The organism is Pseudoalteromonas arctica A 37-1-2, assembly GCF_000238395.3.
In the GTDB taxonomy this organism is placed as follows: domain Bacteria; phylum Pseudomonadota; class Gammaproteobacteria; order Enterobacterales; family Alteromonadaceae; genus Pseudoalteromonas; species Pseudoalteromonas arctica.
On the sequence record NZ_CP011025.1, the window covers coordinates 2,908,435 to 2,927,959 of the forward strand.

Below are 19,525 nucleotides of genomic sequence, written 5' to 3' on the forward strand. Positions count from 1 at the left end.
AACTCCTAGTACATCATCATTGCGTTAGATTCATAAATGATCCAAACAGATAACCCAACAACCATTACGATGATCAGAGCACTGAATAGGAATGAGAAAGTACTTGCACGGCCATTTTCGGTGGTAAAATTAAGGTGTAAAAAGTACTTTAAATGCACCCAAATTTGTACGATTGCAAAAGTAACAATGCTCCAAAGCGTTGTTGCTTTTGAGAAGTCACCTTCCATAACCATATAAAACGGTATAGCAGTTAAAATTACCGATAGCACAAAGCCAATTAAGTAAGTTTTAACACTGCCATGAGATTCATCATGATGATCACTTTGCGTTTGTTTTAACGCATGCGTTTCGCTGTGGCTCATTACATTGCTCCCATCAAATAAACAACGGTAAATACACAAATCCAAACAATGTCTAAGAAGTGCCAAAATAGGCTTAAGCAGCTTAAACGCGTTACGGTAGCTTTACCTAAACCACGTTTAGCAACTTCAATCATCATTATGGTCATCCAAATTAGTCCAGCCGTTACATGTAATCCATGTAAGCCGACTAATGAGAAAAACGATGTTAAAAAGGCACTTTGTTGTGGGCCATTACCATGCACAATTAGGTGATGAAATTCGTATACTTCCATACCAATAAACACAGCACCTAAACAAAACGTAACAAATAACCAAGTCAGTGTTAGTGCCTTTTTTTGCCCTTGAGCGGCAATCATGGCAAAGCCAAAGGTAATACTACTAATAAGTAGTGCAGCAGTTTCTACTGCTACAAAGTCGAGTTCAAAAATATCTTTACCCGATACACCACCCGCTGTGTTCATAAATAACACAGCGTAAGTGGCAAAAAACGAGGCAAACAATAGGCAATCGGTCATTAGGTATAACCAAAAACCGAATATGGTGTCACCCGATGTATCGTGATGATCATGCGCGTGGGCATGGTCATCGTGCGATACTGATTCTAAATTTGCAGAAAGTGTATTCACGCTTTTAGCTCCTTAATGCCACTTGAATTATACGCAGCTTCAGTGCGTGCAATTTCATCAGGTTGAATATAGTAATCAACATCGCTGGTGTAACAACGTTTGATAAAGATGGCAATTGCGCCTACTAGCCCAACAACAGCTAACCACCAAATATGCCAAATCATTGCAAAACAGAATACTGTTAAGCTTGCTGCCATTAACACGCCAGCTGATGTGTTTTTAGGCATATGAATAGGGCTATAGTTTGCTTTATCTTGGTATGCTTGGCCTTTTTCTTTCATGTCGGTCCATGCATCAATATCATCGATGTGTGGAATTGTTGCAAAGTTATAAATTTGCGGAGGTGAACTTGTAGCCCACTCAAGTGTGTGGCCGTTCCACGGATCGCCTGTTGTATCGTCAAGCGCTTCACGGTCTCTAAAGCTCACATATAATTGAATTACTTGGCTAACAATACCAAACATAATAATTACAGCACCGCCTGCGGCAATGTATAACCAAATGTTCCAATCTGGGTTGTTAGTGTGGTTTAAACGACGTGTCATACCTAAGAAACCAAGTACGTACAACGGCATAAATGCAACGAAGAAACCGATAATCCAACACCAGAATGATGCTTTGCCCCATTTTTCGTTAAGTTTAAAGCCCATTGCTTTAGGGAACCAAAATACAAAACCAGCAAGGTAGCCAAATACAGCACCACCAATAATGGTGTTATGAAAATGTGCAATTAAGAATAAGCTGTTATGCAGTACGTAATCGGCACCAGGAATAGCAAGTAATACACCGGTCATACCGCCTACGGTAAAGGTAACCATAAAGCCAAGTGTCCAAAGTACCGGTACGCTAATACGTAAGCGACCTCGGTAAATGGTAAATAACCAGTTAAACAACTTAACCCCAGTTGGTACAGCAATAACCATGGTCATTACCCCAAAGAACGCGTTAACGTTAGCACTCGACCCCATCGTAAAGAAGTGATGTAACCAAACAATAAAGCCTAAAATTGAGATTGCACCGCTGGCGTAAACCATCGATTTGTAACCAAATAAACGTTTACCGGCAAAGGTAGAAATAATTTCAGAGAAAATACCAAACGCTGGTAATACTAATATGTATACCTCAGGATGACCCCATGCCCAAAACAGGTTGATGTACATCATGGCGTTACCGCCCAATTCATTGGTAAAGAAGTGGAAATCGAGATAACGGTCAAGCGTTAGCATTGCAAGTACAGCAGTTAAAATTGGGAATGATGCTGCAATTAAGATGTTTGCCCATGTACATGTCCATGTGAAAATTGGCATTTTCATTAGGGTCATACCTGGTGCACGCATTTTAAACACGGTTGCTAAAAAGTTTACTGCTGTTAGAAGTGTACCGAGCCCGGATATTTGCAAGGCCCAAATATAATAATCTACCCCCACCCCAGGGCTAAAGGTCAACTCCGAAAGCGGTGGATAGGCCACCCAACCTGTTTTAGCAAACTCACCAAACACTAGCGACATATTAATTAAAATGGCACCGCTGGCTGTAAACCAAAAGCTTAAGTTATTTAAAAATGGGAATGCAACATCGCGAGCACCAATTTGCAGTGGTAAAACAATGTTCATTAAACCAATCATAAATGGCATAGCCATAAATATGATCATAATTACGCCGTGGGCAGTAAATATTTGGTCGTAGTGTTCAGGTGGTAAATAACCGGGCGCACCACTGGTAGCAAGCGCTAACTGAGCACGCATCATAATGGCATCAGAAAAACCACGGAACAGCATTATTAGTGCTAAAAGAATATACATTACGCCTAAGCGTTTATGATCAACAGACGTGATCCAGTCGCGCCAAAGCACGCCCCATTTTTTATACTTTGTAATAAGCCCGGCAATAATAAGCCCAGCTATAGCAATAACCGACATCGTGAACACAAGAATTGGCTCATGAAACGGAATTGCGTCTATTGTTAGTTTACCTAATAACGACATTATTATTCCTCGCCCTGGCTGTGAGATGATGGTATTGAGTGTTCATCCATTGCTTGATGCTTCTTACTCATTTGCCCATGTTCGCCCATTACATGTTGCTTTTTGTTCATATCGCCATGTGCCTGCATGTATTTCATAACGATGGTATGAAATAAGCCGTCATCAACTTTACCGTAATAAGCAACTGGGTTATTTTCGCTTGCTTTTGCAAGCTCAACATAATTTGCATGAGTAAGATTATTAGCGCTTGAATTCGCTTTTACATCACTCACCCACTTATCAAAACCAGCTTGAGTAGGTGTAGCAATGGCATTAAACTTCATACCAGTAAAGCCTGCACCACTGTAATTTGCCGAAAAGCCTTTAAATGTACCTGGCTCATTAGCAATTAAGTGAAGCTTGGTTTCCATACCGGCCATTGAGTATATTTGACTACCCAATTGCGGAATGAAAAATGAATTCATTGTGCTCTCTGAAGTGATTTTGTATTCAACAGGTACATTAGCCGGAAACACTAATTCATTAACCGTAGCAATACCTTGCTCAGGATAAATAAATAGCCACTTCCAGTTTAATGAAACCACTTCAACAGTAAGATGCTTACCTTTACCTTCAATTGGTTTGTAAGGGTCTAGCTCTTGGGTAGACACCCAGGTAATAACACCTAAAATAATCACAATAACAATAGGGACAGCCCAAACTGCGGCTTCAATTTTATTTGAATGAGCCCATTTTGGAGCGTAAATTTCATGAGTTTGCGTGTCTCTATATTTCCATGCGAAATACAAAGTCATCACAATAACGGGAACGACTACAAGCAACATAAGCACGGTTGCGATGATGATTAAATTTTTCTCATCTATGCCTATCTGCCCTTTTGGATCGAGTATCCCGCCTTTACAGCCTGACAACGCCAGCACTGTACTAGCTAAAGCAATATTACAAAGGTTACGAATTAACAAGGGAGTATCCTACAAACCTAAAAGTTCTAATTTGCTGCTTTAAATAAAAAACAAAGCAACGATTTTTCGGTAAAAACCCAAGTTAACTGGAATTAAATTATAAAAAATAAGGGGGCTATTCAAAACCTAAAGCTCATGCCAATAATGACCTAGCAACAAACCCAGCTTTCTAAACGCATTTATATAACGTAATAAAAGTTAACTTGGGTGAGTGGTGGTTGGCTGAAATGTGTTTAAAAAACACTGAGCTACTTTGTTTTAGCTAACCTTAATTATTTACAGCAAGAACAAATAATTAAAACCAGCAACAAAATGCAGCCTTACAGACAACCTGTAAAGCTAGGTGGAGCACGACAACCGTGTGCAACTTGCACTGGCTGAAGAACTTTAGCCTCGCTAAAAGCAAAGGCTGCTTTACGGAGGATAATTCCAGCACGACGCGCTGGAAAAATATGGAACAATAGCCAGCAAAGGCCAATAAGTAACTGACTTGATATGATCGGATGAGCTAAAAATTGCACAATAGTAAGTAACAGCGGCTCTACAATAAACCCATCACTTAATAGCGCTTCAAGCTTGAAGGCATCCTCTAGTGCACCGCTTAGCAACATTACAGTATTAAACACTAATAAAGTTATAGCTACACACACGCCCTTGCCTGCTTTATTCAAGCGCTCACACGTCTGCGGCTCGCCAGAGGCAAGATCCGTATTTGTATGATGCAAAGAAAGTGTGTTCAAAAACATTAACCTACTAAAATGACTATAACAAAATTAGAGGAATACAGTTTGCAATGGAAAAATTTTAAAAACATTGCTGTTGTAAGCCCTAAAACCAGGTGCTAAATACAATCAAATCCAGCTAGCACATATTTACCTAGCGAAAATTGATCCGTATCAATCAAACTTTCAAAACTTACTGAAAGTTCGAACGTGAGTATAACAAAGAGAATTTTCTGTTCAACTAAAAATCAATTAATTTGAGTTAAGCTTTCGAAGCTATTTTGTTAATAAAAAATAACAACATAAAAAACAGTAAGTTATCTTTAATTTAAAATGATTTAAAGCAGAATATTTAATAAAACTATAGGTTTTTTTGGAAGGAATAATAATTGTGTGGCACAAATAAAAACAGCTCAAATTCAGTCACCACCGAAATTGAGCCGCCTTTCACACTGACAACATCTTCACACACAATATAAAGATTCTTGGTTTACACTGCGTGGCAATTGCAAGGAAATAAAAACAGCTCAAATTCAGTCACCACCGAAATTGAGCCGCCTTTCACACTGACAACATCTTCACACACAATATAAAGATTCTTTTAAGCGAGGCTAACTTGCCTCAAGCTTATGACGAGAGCCTTGCTCTGTGTCTATGGTTAAACTTTAGAGTGTTAGCTCCAATTTGACAAACGAGAAAAATAAATCTAATAGGTGAAAAAAACTAAACTATAGACGTTTGTCTAATACATTAAGATTGGATTACTTTAGAAGCTATCGAGTTAAGCAGTTTTACAGACACAAAAAAAGCGCTATAAAGCGCTTTTTAATATTTAAGGCGGGCTTAAATAATTTGGTTTTCTTTCCAGGCTTGCTCTTTTGCTAAACGGTTTTTGCGTTTATCACATGGATCATCGCAATCACAGGCTTTATCAATACCAACCGAACCTAAACCACCACAGCTGCTTGCCATAGATTTTTTTTGCACGATCATACCAACGGCCATAGCCGAAACTATCAAAATTAGTAAGCCAAAAGTAAGAAGAAAAAGTGACATTGCTTAGCCCCTATTGATCAGCAATTAATTAAACTCAAACATTTTTGAGCGACTGCTATTATATACCCAAATAACGCGAAAATAAACAAGCCTGCACCATACTACAAATAAGGTTTAAATGCAGGGCTTGAATAAGTAACTAAACCCTTATTTGATTTACCTATTAAGTATACCGGTAAATCGTGCTGCTGAGCGTATGCTTGCGCTTTTTCCATACCCATCACAGTAAGTGCAGTCGCTAAACCATCTGCCGTCATAGCGCTTGGATGAAGCACAGTTACCGACACTAAGTCGTGCTTAATAGGCATGCCGGTCACGGGATCAATTAAATGAGTATAGATCTCGCCATCCATTTTATAAAAAATACGGTAATCACCTGACGTAGCAATACCGTTTGTACCTGGCGATAAAACACGGTGTACCTTTCGCTCTCCAGGTTGCGCATCTGGTTGCTCAATCGCAATTTTCCAATCCTGATTATTTGGCTTTTCACCTGCTATACGCAGCTCTCCACCAATCTCAACCATGTAATTGGTAATACTGTGGCTTTCTAATAACTGCGCTACTTTATCAATACCATAGCCTTTAGCCGTTGCCGAAAACGAAAGCTCTAACCCATTAACTGTTTTAGACAGTCCTTGCTCATCTAAAATAAGTTTATCAATACCTATTTTTTCAACCATAGTTGCAAGCTCTTCATCACTTGGGCGATTAGTTGGTTTTTTATCAGGACCAAAGCCCCATAAATCAATTAAAGGCCCCATAGTTACATCGAGTGTTTTAGTTGATTCGCCTAAGCGAATAGACTCGCTGATAACAGCCCTAAAATCTTCGCTAATTGGCATAACTTGATTTGCTGGTAATCTGTTAAATGTATTTATTTCAGAGTCTTCTATGTAAGTAGACATAGACTGATTCACATCTTTTAAAACAGCGTCTATTTGCAGCTGTAATTGTGAAGCTGATAGCTGGCCCTGCTCATCGTAATATTTAATATGATAAGTGGTGCCCATAGTCTTACCTTCTAAAAAGGTTTCCCTCGACTCTGGTTTTTCGCCACACCCAGACAGTAATAAGGTCAGTGTGATTAGTAAAAAGGCCATTATGCCTTGTGAAGTACTTACTCGATTCATAACAGCTCTACTTAATAGATTGATAAAATTAAAGAATAAAAAAAGCCTCGTAACACAAGTGCTACGAGGCTGGTATTTTAACCAAAACTAAACTGTTTTGGTATTAGTGTTAGCCACCGAAGTCATCTAGTAAGATATTTTCGTCTTCAACACCTAAATCTTTAAGCATAGTAATAACTGCCGCGTTCATCATTGGAGGACCACACATGTAGTACTCACAATCTTCCGGCGCTTCGTGATCTTTAAGATAGTTCTCAAATAACACGTTATGGATAAAGCCAGTATAGCCTTCCCAGTTATCTTCAGGTTGTGGATCTGAAAGTGCTGTATGCCATACGAAATTAGGATTTTCAGCGGCTAGGCCGTCAAAATCTTCTACGTAGAACATTTCACGTTCAGAACGTGCACCATACCAAAAGCTCATCTTACGTTTAGAGTTTAAACGTTTAAGTTGGTCAAAGATATGTGAACGCATTGGCGCCATACCAGCACCACCGCCAACAAAGATCATTTCTGCATCTGTGTCTTTAGCAAAGAACTCACCAAATGGACCTGAAATAGTTACCTTGTCGCCTTTTGTAAGTGACCAAATGTACGAAGACATTTTACCACATGGCAAGCTTAGGTTTCTTGGAGGCGGAGCAGCAATACGCACGTTAAGCATAATGATGCCTTCTTCTTCTGGGTAGTTAGCCATTGAGTATGCACGAATTGTTTCTTCGTCTACTTTTGACTCCAGGTCGAAGAAACCAAAATGATTCCAGTCGCCACGATATTCTTCAGGAACATCGAAATCTGCATATTTAACATGGTGAGGTGGCGCTTCGATTTGGATGTAACCACCCGCACGGAAAGGCACTGACTCATCACCAGGGATTTGCAGTTTAAGTTCTTTAATGAAGGTTGCTTTGTTATCGTTAGAGATAACTTCACAGTCCCACTTCTTAACACCGAAAATTGACTCTTCAAGTTCAATTTCCATGTCGTTTTTAACATTTACCTGACACGCTAAACGACAGCCTTCACGGGCTTCACCTTTAGAAATGTGATCAAGCTCAGTTGGCAGAATATCACCACCACCTTCTTTAATGTGTACACGACATTGACCACAAGAGCCACCGCCACCACAAGCAGATGATACAAATATACCTGACTCAGATAATGCACTTAAAAGCTTATTACCTGCTGATGTAGTAATGGCTTTGTCTTTATCGCCATTAATACCGATGATGATGTCACCACTTGCAACTAACTGAGATTTAGCACCAATGATCACTAAAACTAGTAGTACAACGATAGCGATAAAAACACCAACGCCTAAGAAAATCTGATAATCCATGATTTATCCTCGCTACCCTTTACAGTGAAATACCAGAGAATGACATAAAGCCAAGTCCCATTAAACCAACAGTGATGAAGGTAATACCTAAACCACGTAAGCCATCTGGTACGTCTGAATATTTCAGTTTCTCACGGATACCTGCAAGTAATGTAATTGCAAGCGCCCAACCAACACCAGCGCCAATACCATAGACAACAGACTCGCCGAAGTCATAGTTACGCTCAACCATGAAAGATACCGCACCAAATATTGCACAGTTAACTGTGATAAGTGGCAAGAAGATACCTAATGCGTTGTATAGTGCAGGGAAAAACTTATCTAATGCCATTTCAAGAATTTGCACAAGTGCTGCAATAACACCAATGAAAGTTAAGAAACGTAAAAAGCTAAGATCCGCATCTGGATAACCTAACCAAGTAAGTGAACCTGGTGCAAGTACCGCATGGTAAACCAAGTTGTTAACAGGTACAGAAATACCCAATACAACTATAACCGCTATACCTAGGCCAATTGATGTAGTTACTTTTTTAGATACTGCTAAAAAAGTACACATGCCTAAGAAGAATGACAACGCTAAGTTCTCAATAAAAACGGCTTTTACAAATAAACTAATATAATGTTCCACTATTTGCCCCTTACGCTTTAGCTTCTACTTGGTCTTTCTTATAAGTACGAAGTACCCATATGAATAAACCAATGATGAAGAATGCACTCGGTGGTAAGATCAATAGACCCATAGGCTGATACCAACCGCCATCTTGTACTAATGGGATAATATCAACACCGAATAGTGAACCCTTACCGAATAGCTCACGAATGAAACCAACAGTAAGTAGTACTACAGAGTAACCTAAGCCATTACCAATACCGTCAAGGAAAGACATAATTGGTGGCGACTTCATCGCATATGCTTCAGCACGACCCATTACAATACAGTTAGTAATAATTAGACCAACGAATACAGAAAGCTCTTTTGCCGTAGCGTAAGAGAATGCCTGTAATACTTGGTCAACAACGATTACCAACGATGCAATAATTGTCATTTGTACGATGATACGAACAGATGATGGGATCTGGTTACGAATAAGCGAGATAAAGAAGCTCGAAAATGCAGTTACTAATGTCAATGCGATTGACATGATTAGCGCATTTTTTAAGCTAGACGTTACCGCTAGCGCAGAACAAATACCAAGTACTTGTAGTGCGATTGGGTTGTTAGCTAAAACCGGACCAAATAGGACCGCCTTCATTTCTTTAGTATCAGCCATTATTTCAATGCTCCTTTACGTACTTTCGCAAGGAAAGGGCCAAAGCCATTTTCGCCAGTCCAAAAGTCAACTGCATGATCAACACCGTTAGACGTTAATGTAGCACCTGAAAGACCATCGATCTTATGCTCATCATTGCCCGCAGTACCTTTAACAATTTGAATTGGAAGTTCTTTACCTTCCCATGTAGCAGTCCACTGTGGATTTTGGATTTCGCCACCTAGACCTGGGGTTTCATTATGCTTATAAAAGATAATGCTCTTAACTGTTTCAGCGTCGCTTTCAAGCGAGATAAAACCGTACATTAAGCCCCATAAGCCGTAGCCTTGGATAGGAAGAATAATTGCATCAACTGAGCCATCTTCTTTTTTAGAGATATACACCGGCGACTCTTTAGTCACACGTTGAATACCAGCAATATCTTTAACGCCTTTCTCTTGAAGAGAAACACTTAGCGCTGCATCATATTTGCTTTTTTCAAAATCAAAAATTGTTGGGTCTGTATCTACAAACTCACCTGTAGTCATGTTTACAACGCGTGCTTCGATTTTTGCATCAAATGTTTCTAAAACATTTTCAACTTTATCGATACCCGCAGCAGCCAAGATATTGCTTTGAATATCTTTGTTTTTATTAGCTTGCTGTAAAGGACGAAGCTGTACAGAAGCAAACGATACAATGATTGCACACACTAAACATAGTGCTACAACAACTGATAACGTTTTACCGATTGATTCGTTATTACTAGACATTACGTGCCAACCTCCGCTTAATATTAGCCTGCACTACAAAGTGATCGAACAGTGGAGCGAATAAGTTAGCAAATAAGATTGCTAGCATCATACCTTCTGGGAAAGCAGGATTCACAACACGTATCATAACCACCATAAAGCCAATTAATAGACCATATGCCAATTTACCTTTGTCAGTAAATGCAGCTGATACAGGGTCAGTAGCCATAAAGAACATACCAAACGCAAAGCCACCTAGTACTAAATGCCAATACCAAGGCATTGCAAATACAGGGTTAGTTTCTGAGCCAACAGCATTTAGTAAAAATGCAGTTGCTACCATACCTAGGAATACACCTAGTACGATGCGCCAAGAAGCGATACGAACGTAAATTAAGAACAAACCACCTACTAACAATGCAAGTGTAGATGTTTCACCTACAGAACCTTGAATGAAACCGTAAAACGCATTCCACCATAATTCCATGTTTGCAAAATCAAGTGTGCCAGCAAATGCTTGGCCTAGCATAGTTGCACCAGAGAACGAATCTACTGCTGTCCATACTGTGTCACCTGAGATTTGAGCTGGGTATGCAAAGAACAAAAATGCACGGCCGGCTAAAGCAGGGTTTAAGAAGTTACGGCCAGTACCACCAAAGATTTCTTTAGCGATTACTACACCAAACGTAATACCTAACGCAACTTGCCATAGAGGAATCGTTGCAGGCAAAATAAGTGCGAATAATACTGAAGTAACGAAGAAACCTTCGTTAATTTCATGCTTACGCACAGAAGCAAATATTACTTCCCAAAAACCACCTACTGCAAATGTTACCGCGTAGATAGGTAGGAAGAAACATGCTCCATAGAACATCTTAGCGCCCCAGCCTGCATCAGCGGTTAATTCACCACCGAATAACTGGAACAAACCAACTTGCCACGTGTTTGCTAGTTCAAAACCTTGTGCTAAAGCACCTGCGGCCTGATGACCGATATTGAACATACCAAAAAACATAGCTGGGAACGTCGCCATCCACACTAAAATCATCATGCGTTTTAGGTCGATATTATCGCGTACGTGTGTCGCGCCTTTATTTACGTAGCCTGGTGTATAAAAAATAGTTGCAGCTGCTTCATACAGTGCATAAAACTTCTCATATTTACCACCGGCTTCAAAATTCGGCTCGATATCTTCTAGATATTTTTTTAAACCCATCTCTCTAGCCTTCCTTCTCGATCGTAGTTAAGCAATCGCGTAGGATAGAACCATACTCGTATTTGCCTGGACAAACGAAGGTACATAACGCTAAATCTTCTTCATCAAGTTCAAGCGCGCCCAATGAAATTGCACTGTCTAAATCGCGTGCAATTAAGTCACGTAATAATAGAGTAGGCAAAATATCTAGCGGCATTACGCGCTCGTAGCTACCAATTGGTACCATGGCACGTTTTGAACCACCTGTTGACGTTGTCATTTTAAATAAACGACTCGGCGCAAGGTGAGAAAGGAATGTACGCGTTACAGAGAATTTATCACTACCTGGTGCAATCCAGCCAAACAATTCTTTTTCGCGACCTTCAAGTAAAACAGATACTTGAACGTGGTAACGACCTAAGAATGCATGAACACCGTTTGAAATAGAACCTGATAGAACAGAACCAGAAATAACGCGGTTATCTCCGTCTTCTAGCTCACCAGCCACTAAATCATCCAATGAAGCACCTAATTGTGTTTTCACTAAACGTGGGTTTTTAACGCGAGGACCTGCAAGCGAAATAACACGATTTGTGTAAATTTCACCAGTAAGGAATAGGTGACCATACGCAATAACGTCTTGGTAACCAATATGCCAAACTTGTTTGCTAACAGAAACTGCATCAAGATGATGGATATGAGTGCCAACGAGGCCAGCCGGATGCACACCACCAAACTCATGTACTTCTACTTGAGCTATAGATGAGCTAGGAACTTGGCTACCTGCTTTTTTACACACAAATACTTTGCCATCGGTCAAACGCGAAATAACAGCAAGACCCGCTTCAAATGCTTGCGCATTTTCGGCAATTATCACTGCAGGATCTGCAGCTAATGGGTTTGTGTCAGTTGCGGTCACGAAAATAGAACTAGGATTTGCATCCACAGCCGCTACTTTACTGAATGGGCGAACACGAAGTGCTGTCCATTGACCAGACTGGATAAGTACTTCTTTGGCTTTTTCACGCTCTAAGCTCGCAAGCTCGTCTGCTTTGAAAGAGTCAAAGGTGATTTGCTCACTGCCTGCTACTTCAATAACAACAGATTGCAGCACACGTTTAGCACCACGATTTATTTCTTTTACTGTGCCAGAAGCTGGAGCAGTAAATAGGACGCCTGGGTTCTTTTTATCTTCAAAAAGTACCTGGCCTTTTTTGACTTGGTCATCCACACGAACATGCATGGTTGGACGCATACCGATAAACTCTTCGCCAAGCACAGCTACACGTTTGACAGCAGAACCGTCATGTATAACTTGCTGTGGCGCGCCCTCTAAGGGTAAATCCAGACCTTTTTTTATATTGATCATACGCACTTGCATTACATTAAAGGAAAGAAACTGAAAAATCGTATCAACCACGTCGCCATTTGAGTTATTCCAAGTTATATCAAGGTACAAAAGAGCAGCTTGCTAGAAATATCAAACAAGCAACGTAGTAAAACTCATCACATATTGTCGAGATTTTAACATCATTTTAGATGACTATGCGAGTGTATTTATGAAAATTATACGACAGAAACACTTATTTAGTTTTGTTAAGTGATTTAAATAAAAATCAAGGTAGACCAAAGTGGTAGCCTAAGCAATTATCGTTCCTGATTTCATCGCAAATTAAACAAATCGCATAATACAAAAAAAGCCGCTATTGCGGCTTTTAATAACTAGGGCCTGTTGACCTTTCAGGATTAAAATTTGTTCAATCTAGGGGCTATTTAATCGCGGCGTGAGGTTTGTAACCTAGTGGGCTAAGTAAAAACCGAGCAACAAAGAGTAAATAGCCCCTAGGCAGAACCCTTTGGGCAGCGCCTGTTTGGCATTAATGCTACGTTATCGCCCATTTATGGGGAATAACCACACTACATAGGCTCTGCCTTGCCTAAATACCAAACAGACTGCTGCAAATTTAAACTCGAAAGATAAACAGGCCCTAAGTTCTGTTAGTCAATCATATTAGCAATTGGCTTAACTGAATCTATGTCTTGATCGTAGTCAACACCGTCTATACCAAAACCAAATAAGCGTAAAAACTCATTATGGTAACCAACATAGTCTGTTAGCTCATCAATGCTGCTTGTATCAACACTATCCCATACAGCTTGAACGCGTGCTTGCACATCGTCTTCTAGCTCTTTATAGTTTTGGAATAAATGCCCACCGTCGTCAAAGCGAGGCGATTCACCATATAGGTTTTCACTAAATAATGCGTGAATTTGCTCAATGGTGCCTTCATACGTGCCATCTGCTTTCATAACTTTAAATAAAGCAGAAATATATAACGGCATAATAGGAATAGCAGAACTTGCTTGTGTCACTACTGCATTAAGTGATGAAACATACGCCTCACCATTTAAATCTTTTGTTGATTCTTTAATAGCAGCCGTTGCACGGTCTAAATCTTCTTTAGCTTTACCAATAGTAGCGTGTCCGTATATTGGCCATGTTAGCTCTTTACCAATATAAGTATACGCTGTAGTTTTAAAGTTATCGGCTAATACATCCGCTTCTTTTAATGCGTCAATCCACATTTCCCAATCTTCACCACCCATTACTTTAATAGTGTTGTCGATATCGTCTTGATTTGCAGCTTCAACAGTAATTTCATCAATTTCACGCTTTGATGTATTTAAGTTTTTAGTGGTTACTGCATTACCTATTGGCTTAAGTGTAGATGAGAACACTTCGCCTGTATTTGGATCAGTACGACGAGGAGACGCTAGGCTGTAAATAATACAATCTACTTTACCCAAATCTGCTTTAATAGTGTCGATTGCTTTTTGCTTGATTTCGTTAGAAAACGCATCGCCATTAATATTTTTAGACCAAAGACCCGCTTCGTCTGCAGCTTCTTGAAAAGCAGTGGTATTGTACCAACCAGCAGAACCTGTTTTACGATCTGTACCTTCTTTTTCAAAGAAAATACCTAATGTTTTAGCACCACCACCAAACGCAGCAGTAATGCGCGATGCCAAGCCGTAGCCTGTTGATGCGCCAATAACTAATACATTTTTTGGTGCACTTTTTAATGCGCCTTGTTGTTTTACATAGTTAATTTGTTCTTGAACATGCTCTGCACAACCAGCTGGGTGTGCGTTTGTGCAGATAAATCCACGAATTTTAGGCTTAATGACCATTGATCATCCTATATCTTTTACAATAAAAATTAGCGCTAGTTTAAAGGCTAATACTAAAAACACTGATCTGATCAGTTAAACACTCATCAAATACTCTAAAACATTACTTAGCTAACTTTAGAGCCACCCATACAATTGGGTGAATCAGGCGCTTCGCCGCCCTGCTCTGCATACTCATCGGGTGTATATGTATGAATAGCGAGTGCATGAATATGATTTGCTAACTCATCTTTTAAAATTTCATTAATTTCGCGATGACGTTGTAATAAACGCTTACCCGCAAAATCTTCGCTAACCACTACTACTTTAAAGTGTGATTCAGTGCCCGCATTGTGCATATGGCTTTCGTTAATCACGTTTAAATGTTTACACGCAATGGCGTTGCTTATTTTTTCTTGGATCTGTTGCTGCATTGACATAAAAAGACCGTTTTAATTAGCTAATTTATACACTTACTATAACAATTTAACGCAGCGATTGGCTAACTAAATTGCTTTTGCTTAATGTGCTTTATAAATCGGTAAGTTAAACTTATTCGCGGATGCGCAAGCGTGGTTTGCTTAGGTATTGCATGTTGATAATCTCGTTGGCTATGTCCATTCATTATTAAACAGCTGCCACTTTGTAATTTTAAGTCGGTTACTTTATTGCTCGCCTTGTGCTTTAACTTTAAAACCCGATCAGCTCCTAGAGAGACACACACAATTGTTGGTTTATCACCAAGCTCTATTTCATCATCACTGTGCCATCCCATCGTATCATTACCATCTCGGTAATAATTAACGAGCAATGAGTTTAGAGGCTGGTTTAAATGTGCTTCTAAACGCTTTCGCATATTGAGTAACAATTCATCCCATGGTTCTACTATTTGCTTACTACTTGAATAGCCGTATTCAATATTTAAATCACTCATGAAACATTGCAGTCGTGGAATAGGCCCCGTTTTGCCATAAACGGTTACATCGGGTTGCTGCCAACGTAAGTTTTTTTGCAAATAATAAAATAGAACGAGGCTTTTTTGTGCACTAAGTGCCCTACTTTGATAAGAAAAGCCATTTGGTAACTGTTGGGGGTTGGCGTTTTGCCGTTGCATGTTAGAATTTACCTACATTAGATTACTGATCAACGAACCATTATGACGACGCAAGCCCAGCTAGGCGATAAAACCTTTACTCTTGAACGCTTTCCATTGGATCAAAAAAACCGCAGCTTACAAGCGTGGGATTCGGCAGATGAGTACCTTATCAATTATGTTAACGAACATCACCCAGATTGTCGCTCATTGCTTATTTTAAACGATAGCTTTGGTGCACTTGCTTGTTATTTTAATAAGTTAACGGTTTGTTCAGTTAATGATTCTTATATTAGCCACCAAGCTGCGGCTTATAACTTACAAGAAAACAAGCTACCTACAGCAGAGTTTACGCAAGTAGATAGTTTATCGGCATTACCAGAGGATGTTGATTTAGTACTTATTAAAATCCCTCGTAATGTGGGTTTTTTACAGTTCCAATTAAGTGAACTTAGTGAAGTACTTGCACCTGGTACGCCAGTAATTGCCGCAGGTAAAACAAAAGAAATTCATAATTCAACAATAAAATCATTTGAGCAATTTATTGGTGAAACAACAACAAGCCTAGCAGTTAAAAAGTCTCGTCTTATATTAAGCACAGCTAAAGGCGGATATAAAGCAGCAGACTTCCCTATAACATGGGAGCTTGAAGGTACTGAGTTTAATATAACAAATCATGCAAATGTGTTTTCGCGTGATTCGTTGGATATTGGTGCGCGCTTCTTTTTTAACTACTTACCAGAAACACCAAAAGCTAAAAGCATTATTGATTTAGGCTGTGGTAACGGCGTTGTTGGATTAATGACGCTTGCTCGTTGCCCTAATGCATCAATTACCTTTGTTGATGAGTCTTACATGGCAGTAGAGTCAGCCCGGTTAAATGTAGAAATTAACCTAGGCGATAAGTTTGATAACTGTGAGTTCATCGAAAACGATTGTTTAACAGGCTTTGAAAGAGACAGTGTGGATATGGTGCTTTGTAATCCTCCATTTCACCAAGCTCAAGCTGTTACCGATCACATTGCTTGGCAAATGTTTAAACAAGCAAAAGATACTTTAAAAGAAGGCGGCGAGCTGCGTATTATTGGTAATCGTCATTTAGATTATCACGATAAATTAAACCGTATGTTCGGAAACTGTAAGTTGTTAGGCTCAAACAAAAAGTTTGTCGTTCTAAGTGCAACTAAAAATAGTGGAATGCTATAAATGAAATTAACAAACATTATAATTGGGTGTTGTGTATTACTAATACTTGGTGGCTGTGCGAATCAGCCTAGCCAAGTAATACTCAATCCTGTTTATAAAAGTGGTCAAATAAGCACTATAAATAGTAGCTTAAGCACCAGTGTAATTGATTTACGTGGCGACTCATCAACACTTAAACTTATTGAATCAGACAAAACTAAAACCTTTGCAAGCCAAGGTCTTACTGAATCTGTTAAAAGTGTTTTAGACAGCGCCCTTAGCCGCAATGGTGCCAGCATTTCTAACTTGGCAACTGTTCGCTTTGAAGTAGATATTCATGCACTGCAGGCTGTTGTGACCGAAAAACTTGTGAGCCATATCAGCGAAGCCCATATAGAGCTTGGCGTGCGCGTTATTCGCGCCTCAAGTAATTTTAGTAAAGTGTATAGAGGCAGTGCTAATTTAGAAGGTCCGTTTAGTCACGAGCGAGTAAAAATAGAAGGTCAGCTCAATAAGTTGACTGAACAAATTATTACCCGCATTGTATCTGACCCTGAATTAATAGAATTTTTAGAAGGTTAACTATGAAACGACTTTTTTTAATCTGCTTAGGCCTATTTTTTAGTGTAAGTAGCTTGGCAGCCCAAGAAGGCCGCTTTGTGCAAAAAGACAATATTTTTCCACGCGTCGAAATCGTAACGACGATGGGCAGTATTGTTGTTGAACTGGACCGTTCAAAAGCACCCATTACGGTCAATAACTTTTTAACTTACGTGTCAGATAAGAGCTATCAAGGCAGTGTTTTTCATCGTATTGAGCGCGATGTAGAAAACGACCGCGACTTTGTTATTCAAGGTGGTGGTTACGATAAAGATTACGACGGCTTACACGAAAATGACCCTATTTTTAATGAAAGCGGCAATGGTTTAAAAAATGATATGTACAGCATTGCTATGGCGTATCAGGACCGTGAACCTCACTCGGGAACACGCCAATTCTTTTTTAACATGGATAATAATGATCACTTAAATCCAGGGAAAGATTGGGGTTTTGCAGTATTTGGTAATGTAATGGATGGCTACGATACCCTTGATAAGATCATGGCTGTTGAAACAGGGTTTAATGAAAAGATTGGTTACGATTTTGTTCCTAAAAAACCGGTGATCATCTTAAATATTAAAATGCTTGAACAAGTTCCACTGTAATTTATTTAAGAGCAGCTTAGCTGCTCTGCATCAAAGCCAATGAAGGCCCTATGAGCAAATCTCTCTCTATTAGCGAATATTTTTCTTACTTTAAAGACAAACGCTTAATCCATATTTTTATATTTGGTATGAGTAGCGGCTTTCCGTGGGTATTAATTGGCTCTGTTATGTCGGCTTGGCTAAAGGATGAAGGCCTAAGCCGCAGCATGATTGGCCTATTCGGCATTGTATTTGGCGCTTACAGTATCAATTTTTTATGGTCACCGCTCATTGACCGTACAAAACTCCCTATTTTATATAAATGGCTAGGCCAACGTCGCAGCTGGATACTATTGTGCCAGAGCTTTATTTTTATTGGCACCTTATTATTAGCTGGGCTTGATTTAAAAGCTAATTTAGCAATTGTTGCTGCGATTTGTTTGTTAATCGCCATTGCTTCTGCAACGCAAGACATTGCTATTGATGCATTCAGAATAGACACACTTAAAGCAAACGAATCTCACAAAGCAACAGCGGCAGCCGCTATGGCAACATCTGGTTGGTGGACAGGTTATGCGCTTTTAGGTGCAATTCCATTTTATATGGCTGATATCCCCTCGCTCGACTGGCCACAAATTTATTACTTTTTAGCTGCTGTAATGCTGCTGCTAATGAGTGGAGCATTGTTTGCAAAAGAACCTGAATCAAATAGAGAAGCGGTACATGCCGAGCTTGAACGTGTGTACCTTGAAAAACTGTCCTCTACAAAACAAACCCCTCTTACAAAAACTGTTGCGTGGCTCGCGGTAACCGTTATTGATCCATTTAGAGCTTTTTTTACTAAAAATGGCGTTAAAACGGCACTGGCATTACTTGCGTTTATTTTCTTATTTAAAATAGGCGAAGCGTTTTTAGGGCGAATGTCGATTGTTTTTTATAAAGAAATTGGTTTTAGCAATAGCGATATAGCTACATTTTCAAAGGTAGGTACTGCCGTACTTACAATCATATTTACCTTTGTTGGCAGTTTATTTAATCAAAAATATGGCATTGTTAAGGGTTTATTTGTTAGTGGCATTGCGATGGCAGCCTCAAACTTAGCCTTTTCGTGGATTGCTTTAGTTGGCCCTGATTTAAGACTGTATGCCTTTGCTATTGTTATTGATGGGTTTACGCAAGCATGGTCGCTGGTCGCTATGGTGGCCTTTATTTCGATGCTATGCGATAGAGCATTTAGTGCAACACACTATGCATTACTGGCGTCATTAGGGAATTTAGGACGAACGTTACTTTCGAGCTACAGTGGTGTAGTAATTGATGATTGGTTAATGGGAAATTGGTCGCTGTTCTTTGTTTTAACAGCCTTGATGGTTATACCTTCGCTGATATTTTTATACCTGATTAGGCATAAATTATATGAGCTTGAGAAAAATTATCATAAAAATATTTAATGCATCCCTGCATTAACATATTGCTTAGCACTATCAAGTGCCCCTTAAAGTGTACTAAG

At 39.4% G+C, this 19,525-nt stretch carries 20 protein-coding genes; 4 read left to right on the top strand and 16 right to left on the bottom strand.

Features of this window, described 5'->3' with window-relative positions; genetic code table 11:
- Positions 1-5: 5 nt before the first annotated feature.
- The 16 genes from cyoD to PARC_RS13220 all read right to left on the bottom strand — a co-directional run bounded on the left by cyoD (position 6) and on the right by PARC_RS13220 (position 15,667).
- Positions 6-362, bottom strand: coding sequence for a cytochrome o ubiquinol oxidase subunit IV (gene cyoD / locus PARC_RS13145; RefSeq protein WP_010555185.1), 357 nt, complete (start codon positions 360-362; stop codon positions 6-8).
- Positions 362-988 (bottom strand): cytochrome o ubiquinol oxidase subunit III, encoded by a 627-nt coding sequence (gene cyoC / locus PARC_RS13150; protein ID WP_010555186.1) that lies wholly within the window; start codon positions 986-988, stop codon positions 362-364. The genes cyoD and cyoC overlap by 1 nt, the downstream gene beginning before the upstream one ends.
- Positions 985-2,973, bottom strand: a complete 1,989-nt coding sequence (cyoB, locus tag PARC_RS13155) for a cytochrome o ubiquinol oxidase subunit I (protein WP_007581166.1) — start codon at positions 2,971-2,973, stop codon at positions 985-987. The genes cyoC and cyoB overlap by 4 nt, the downstream gene beginning before the upstream one ends.
- 2 nt (positions 2,974-2,975) lie before the next feature.
- Positions 2,976-3,935, bottom strand: coding sequence for a ubiquinol oxidase subunit II (cyoA, locus tag PARC_RS13160; RefSeq protein ID WP_010555187.1), 960 nt, complete (start codon positions 3,933-3,935; stop codon positions 2,976-2,978).
- Positions 3,936-4,255: 320 nt separating this feature from the next.
- Positions 4,256-4,675 carry a hypothetical protein gene (locus tag PARC_RS13165; RefSeq protein WP_007581161.1) on the bottom strand — a complete coding sequence of 140 codons (420 nt, stop codon included), beginning with the start codon at positions 4,673-4,675 and terminating at the stop codon, positions 4,256-4,258.
- An 825-nt stretch (positions 4,676-5,500) separates the two neighbouring features.
- Positions 5,501-5,713, bottom strand: coding sequence for a (Na+)-NQR maturation NqrM (nqrM, locus tag PARC_RS13170; RefSeq protein WP_007376137.1), 213 nt, complete (start codon positions 5,711-5,713; stop codon positions 5,501-5,503).
- A gap of 101 nt (positions 5,714-5,814) precedes the next feature.
- Positions 5,815-6,846, bottom strand: coding sequence for an FAD:protein FMN transferase (locus PARC_RS13175; RefSeq protein WP_007584895.1), 1,032 nt, complete (start codon positions 6,844-6,846; stop codon positions 5,815-5,817).
- Between the two features lie 109 nt (positions 6,847-6,955).
- Positions 6,956-8,185 (bottom strand): NADH:ubiquinone reductase (Na(+)-transporting) subunit F, encoded by a 1,230-nt coding sequence (gene nqrF / locus PARC_RS13180; protein ID WP_007584893.1) that lies wholly within the window; start codon positions 8,183-8,185, stop codon positions 6,956-6,958.
- Between the two features lie 19 nt (positions 8,186-8,204).
- A complete protein-coding gene (nqrE, locus tag PARC_RS13185; protein WP_007584892.1) occupies positions 8,205-8,813 on the bottom strand; it encodes an NADH:ubiquinone reductase (Na(+)-transporting) subunit E in 609 nt (202 codons plus the stop codon).
- A 10-nt stretch (positions 8,814-8,823) separates the two neighbouring features.
- Positions 8,824-9,456 (bottom strand): NADH:ubiquinone reductase (Na(+)-transporting) subunit D, encoded by a 633-nt coding sequence (locus tag PARC_RS13190; RefSeq protein ID WP_007584891.1) that lies wholly within the window; start codon positions 9,454-9,456, stop codon positions 8,824-8,826.
- Positions 9,456-10,208, bottom strand: a complete 753-nt coding sequence (locus tag PARC_RS13195) for a Na(+)-translocating NADH-quinone reductase subunit C (RefSeq protein WP_007584890.1) — start codon at positions 10,206-10,208, stop codon at positions 9,456-9,458. Before PARC_RS13195 ends, PARC_RS13190 begins: the two co-directional genes overlap by 1 nt.
- Positions 10,201-11,403 (bottom strand): NADH:ubiquinone reductase (Na(+)-transporting) subunit B, encoded by a 1,203-nt coding sequence (locus PARC_RS13200; protein WP_010555189.1) that lies wholly within the window; start codon positions 11,401-11,403, stop codon positions 10,201-10,203. The genes PARC_RS13195 and PARC_RS13200 overlap by 8 nt, the downstream gene beginning before the upstream one ends.
- Before the next feature lie 4 nt (positions 11,404-11,407).
- A complete protein-coding gene (locus PARC_RS13205; protein WP_010555190.1) occupies positions 11,408-12,751 on the bottom strand; it encodes a Na(+)-translocating NADH-quinone reductase subunit A in 1,344 nt (447 codons plus the stop codon).
- A gap of 629 nt (positions 12,752-13,380) precedes the next feature.
- Positions 13,381-14,574, bottom strand: coding sequence for an enoyl-ACP reductase FabV (gene fabV, locus PARC_RS13210; RefSeq protein WP_010555191.1), 1,194 nt, complete (start codon positions 14,572-14,574; stop codon positions 13,381-13,383).
- Positions 14,575-14,681: 107 nt separating this feature from the next.
- The gene (locus PARC_RS13215; protein WP_010555192.1) at positions 14,682-14,993 is read right to left on the bottom strand and encodes a BolA family protein; all 312 of its coding nucleotides are present in this window, start codon (positions 14,991-14,993) and stop codon (positions 14,682-14,684) included.
- 62 nt (positions 14,994-15,055) lie between these two features.
- Positions 15,056-15,667 carry an alpha-ketoglutarate-dependent dioxygenase AlkB family protein gene (locus PARC_RS13220; protein WP_010555193.1) on the bottom strand — a complete coding sequence of 204 codons (612 nt, stop codon included), beginning with the start codon at positions 15,665-15,667 and terminating at the stop codon, positions 15,056-15,058.
- Between the two features lie 42 nt (positions 15,668-15,709).
- Here PARC_RS13220 and PARC_RS13225 point away from each other — a divergent pair, with 42 nt between their 5' ends.
- The 4 genes from PARC_RS13225 to PARC_RS13240 are packed head-to-tail and all read left to right on the top strand — an operon-like array spanning position 15,710 to position 19,466.
- A complete protein-coding gene (locus tag PARC_RS13225) occupies positions 15,710-16,852 on the top strand; it encodes a methyltransferase (protein ID WP_010555194.1) in 1,143 nt (380 codons plus the stop codon).
- Positions 16,853-17,413 carry a YajG family lipoprotein gene (locus PARC_RS13230; protein WP_010555195.1) on the top strand — a complete coding sequence of 187 codons (561 nt, stop codon included), beginning with the start codon at positions 16,853-16,855 and terminating at the stop codon, positions 17,411-17,413. It abuts the gene before it with no gap.
- Positions 17,414-17,415: 2 nt separating this feature from the next.
- Positions 17,416-18,036 (top strand): peptidylprolyl isomerase, encoded by a 621-nt coding sequence (locus PARC_RS13235; RefSeq protein ID WP_010555196.1) that lies wholly within the window; start codon positions 17,416-17,418, stop codon positions 18,034-18,036.
- Positions 18,037-18,086: 50 nt separating this feature from the next.
- A complete protein-coding gene (locus tag PARC_RS13240; RefSeq protein ID WP_010555197.1) occupies positions 18,087-19,466 on the top strand; it encodes an AmpG family muropeptide MFS transporter in 1,380 nt (459 codons plus the stop codon).
- The last annotated feature ends 59 nt before the right edge of the window (positions 19,467-19,525 follow it).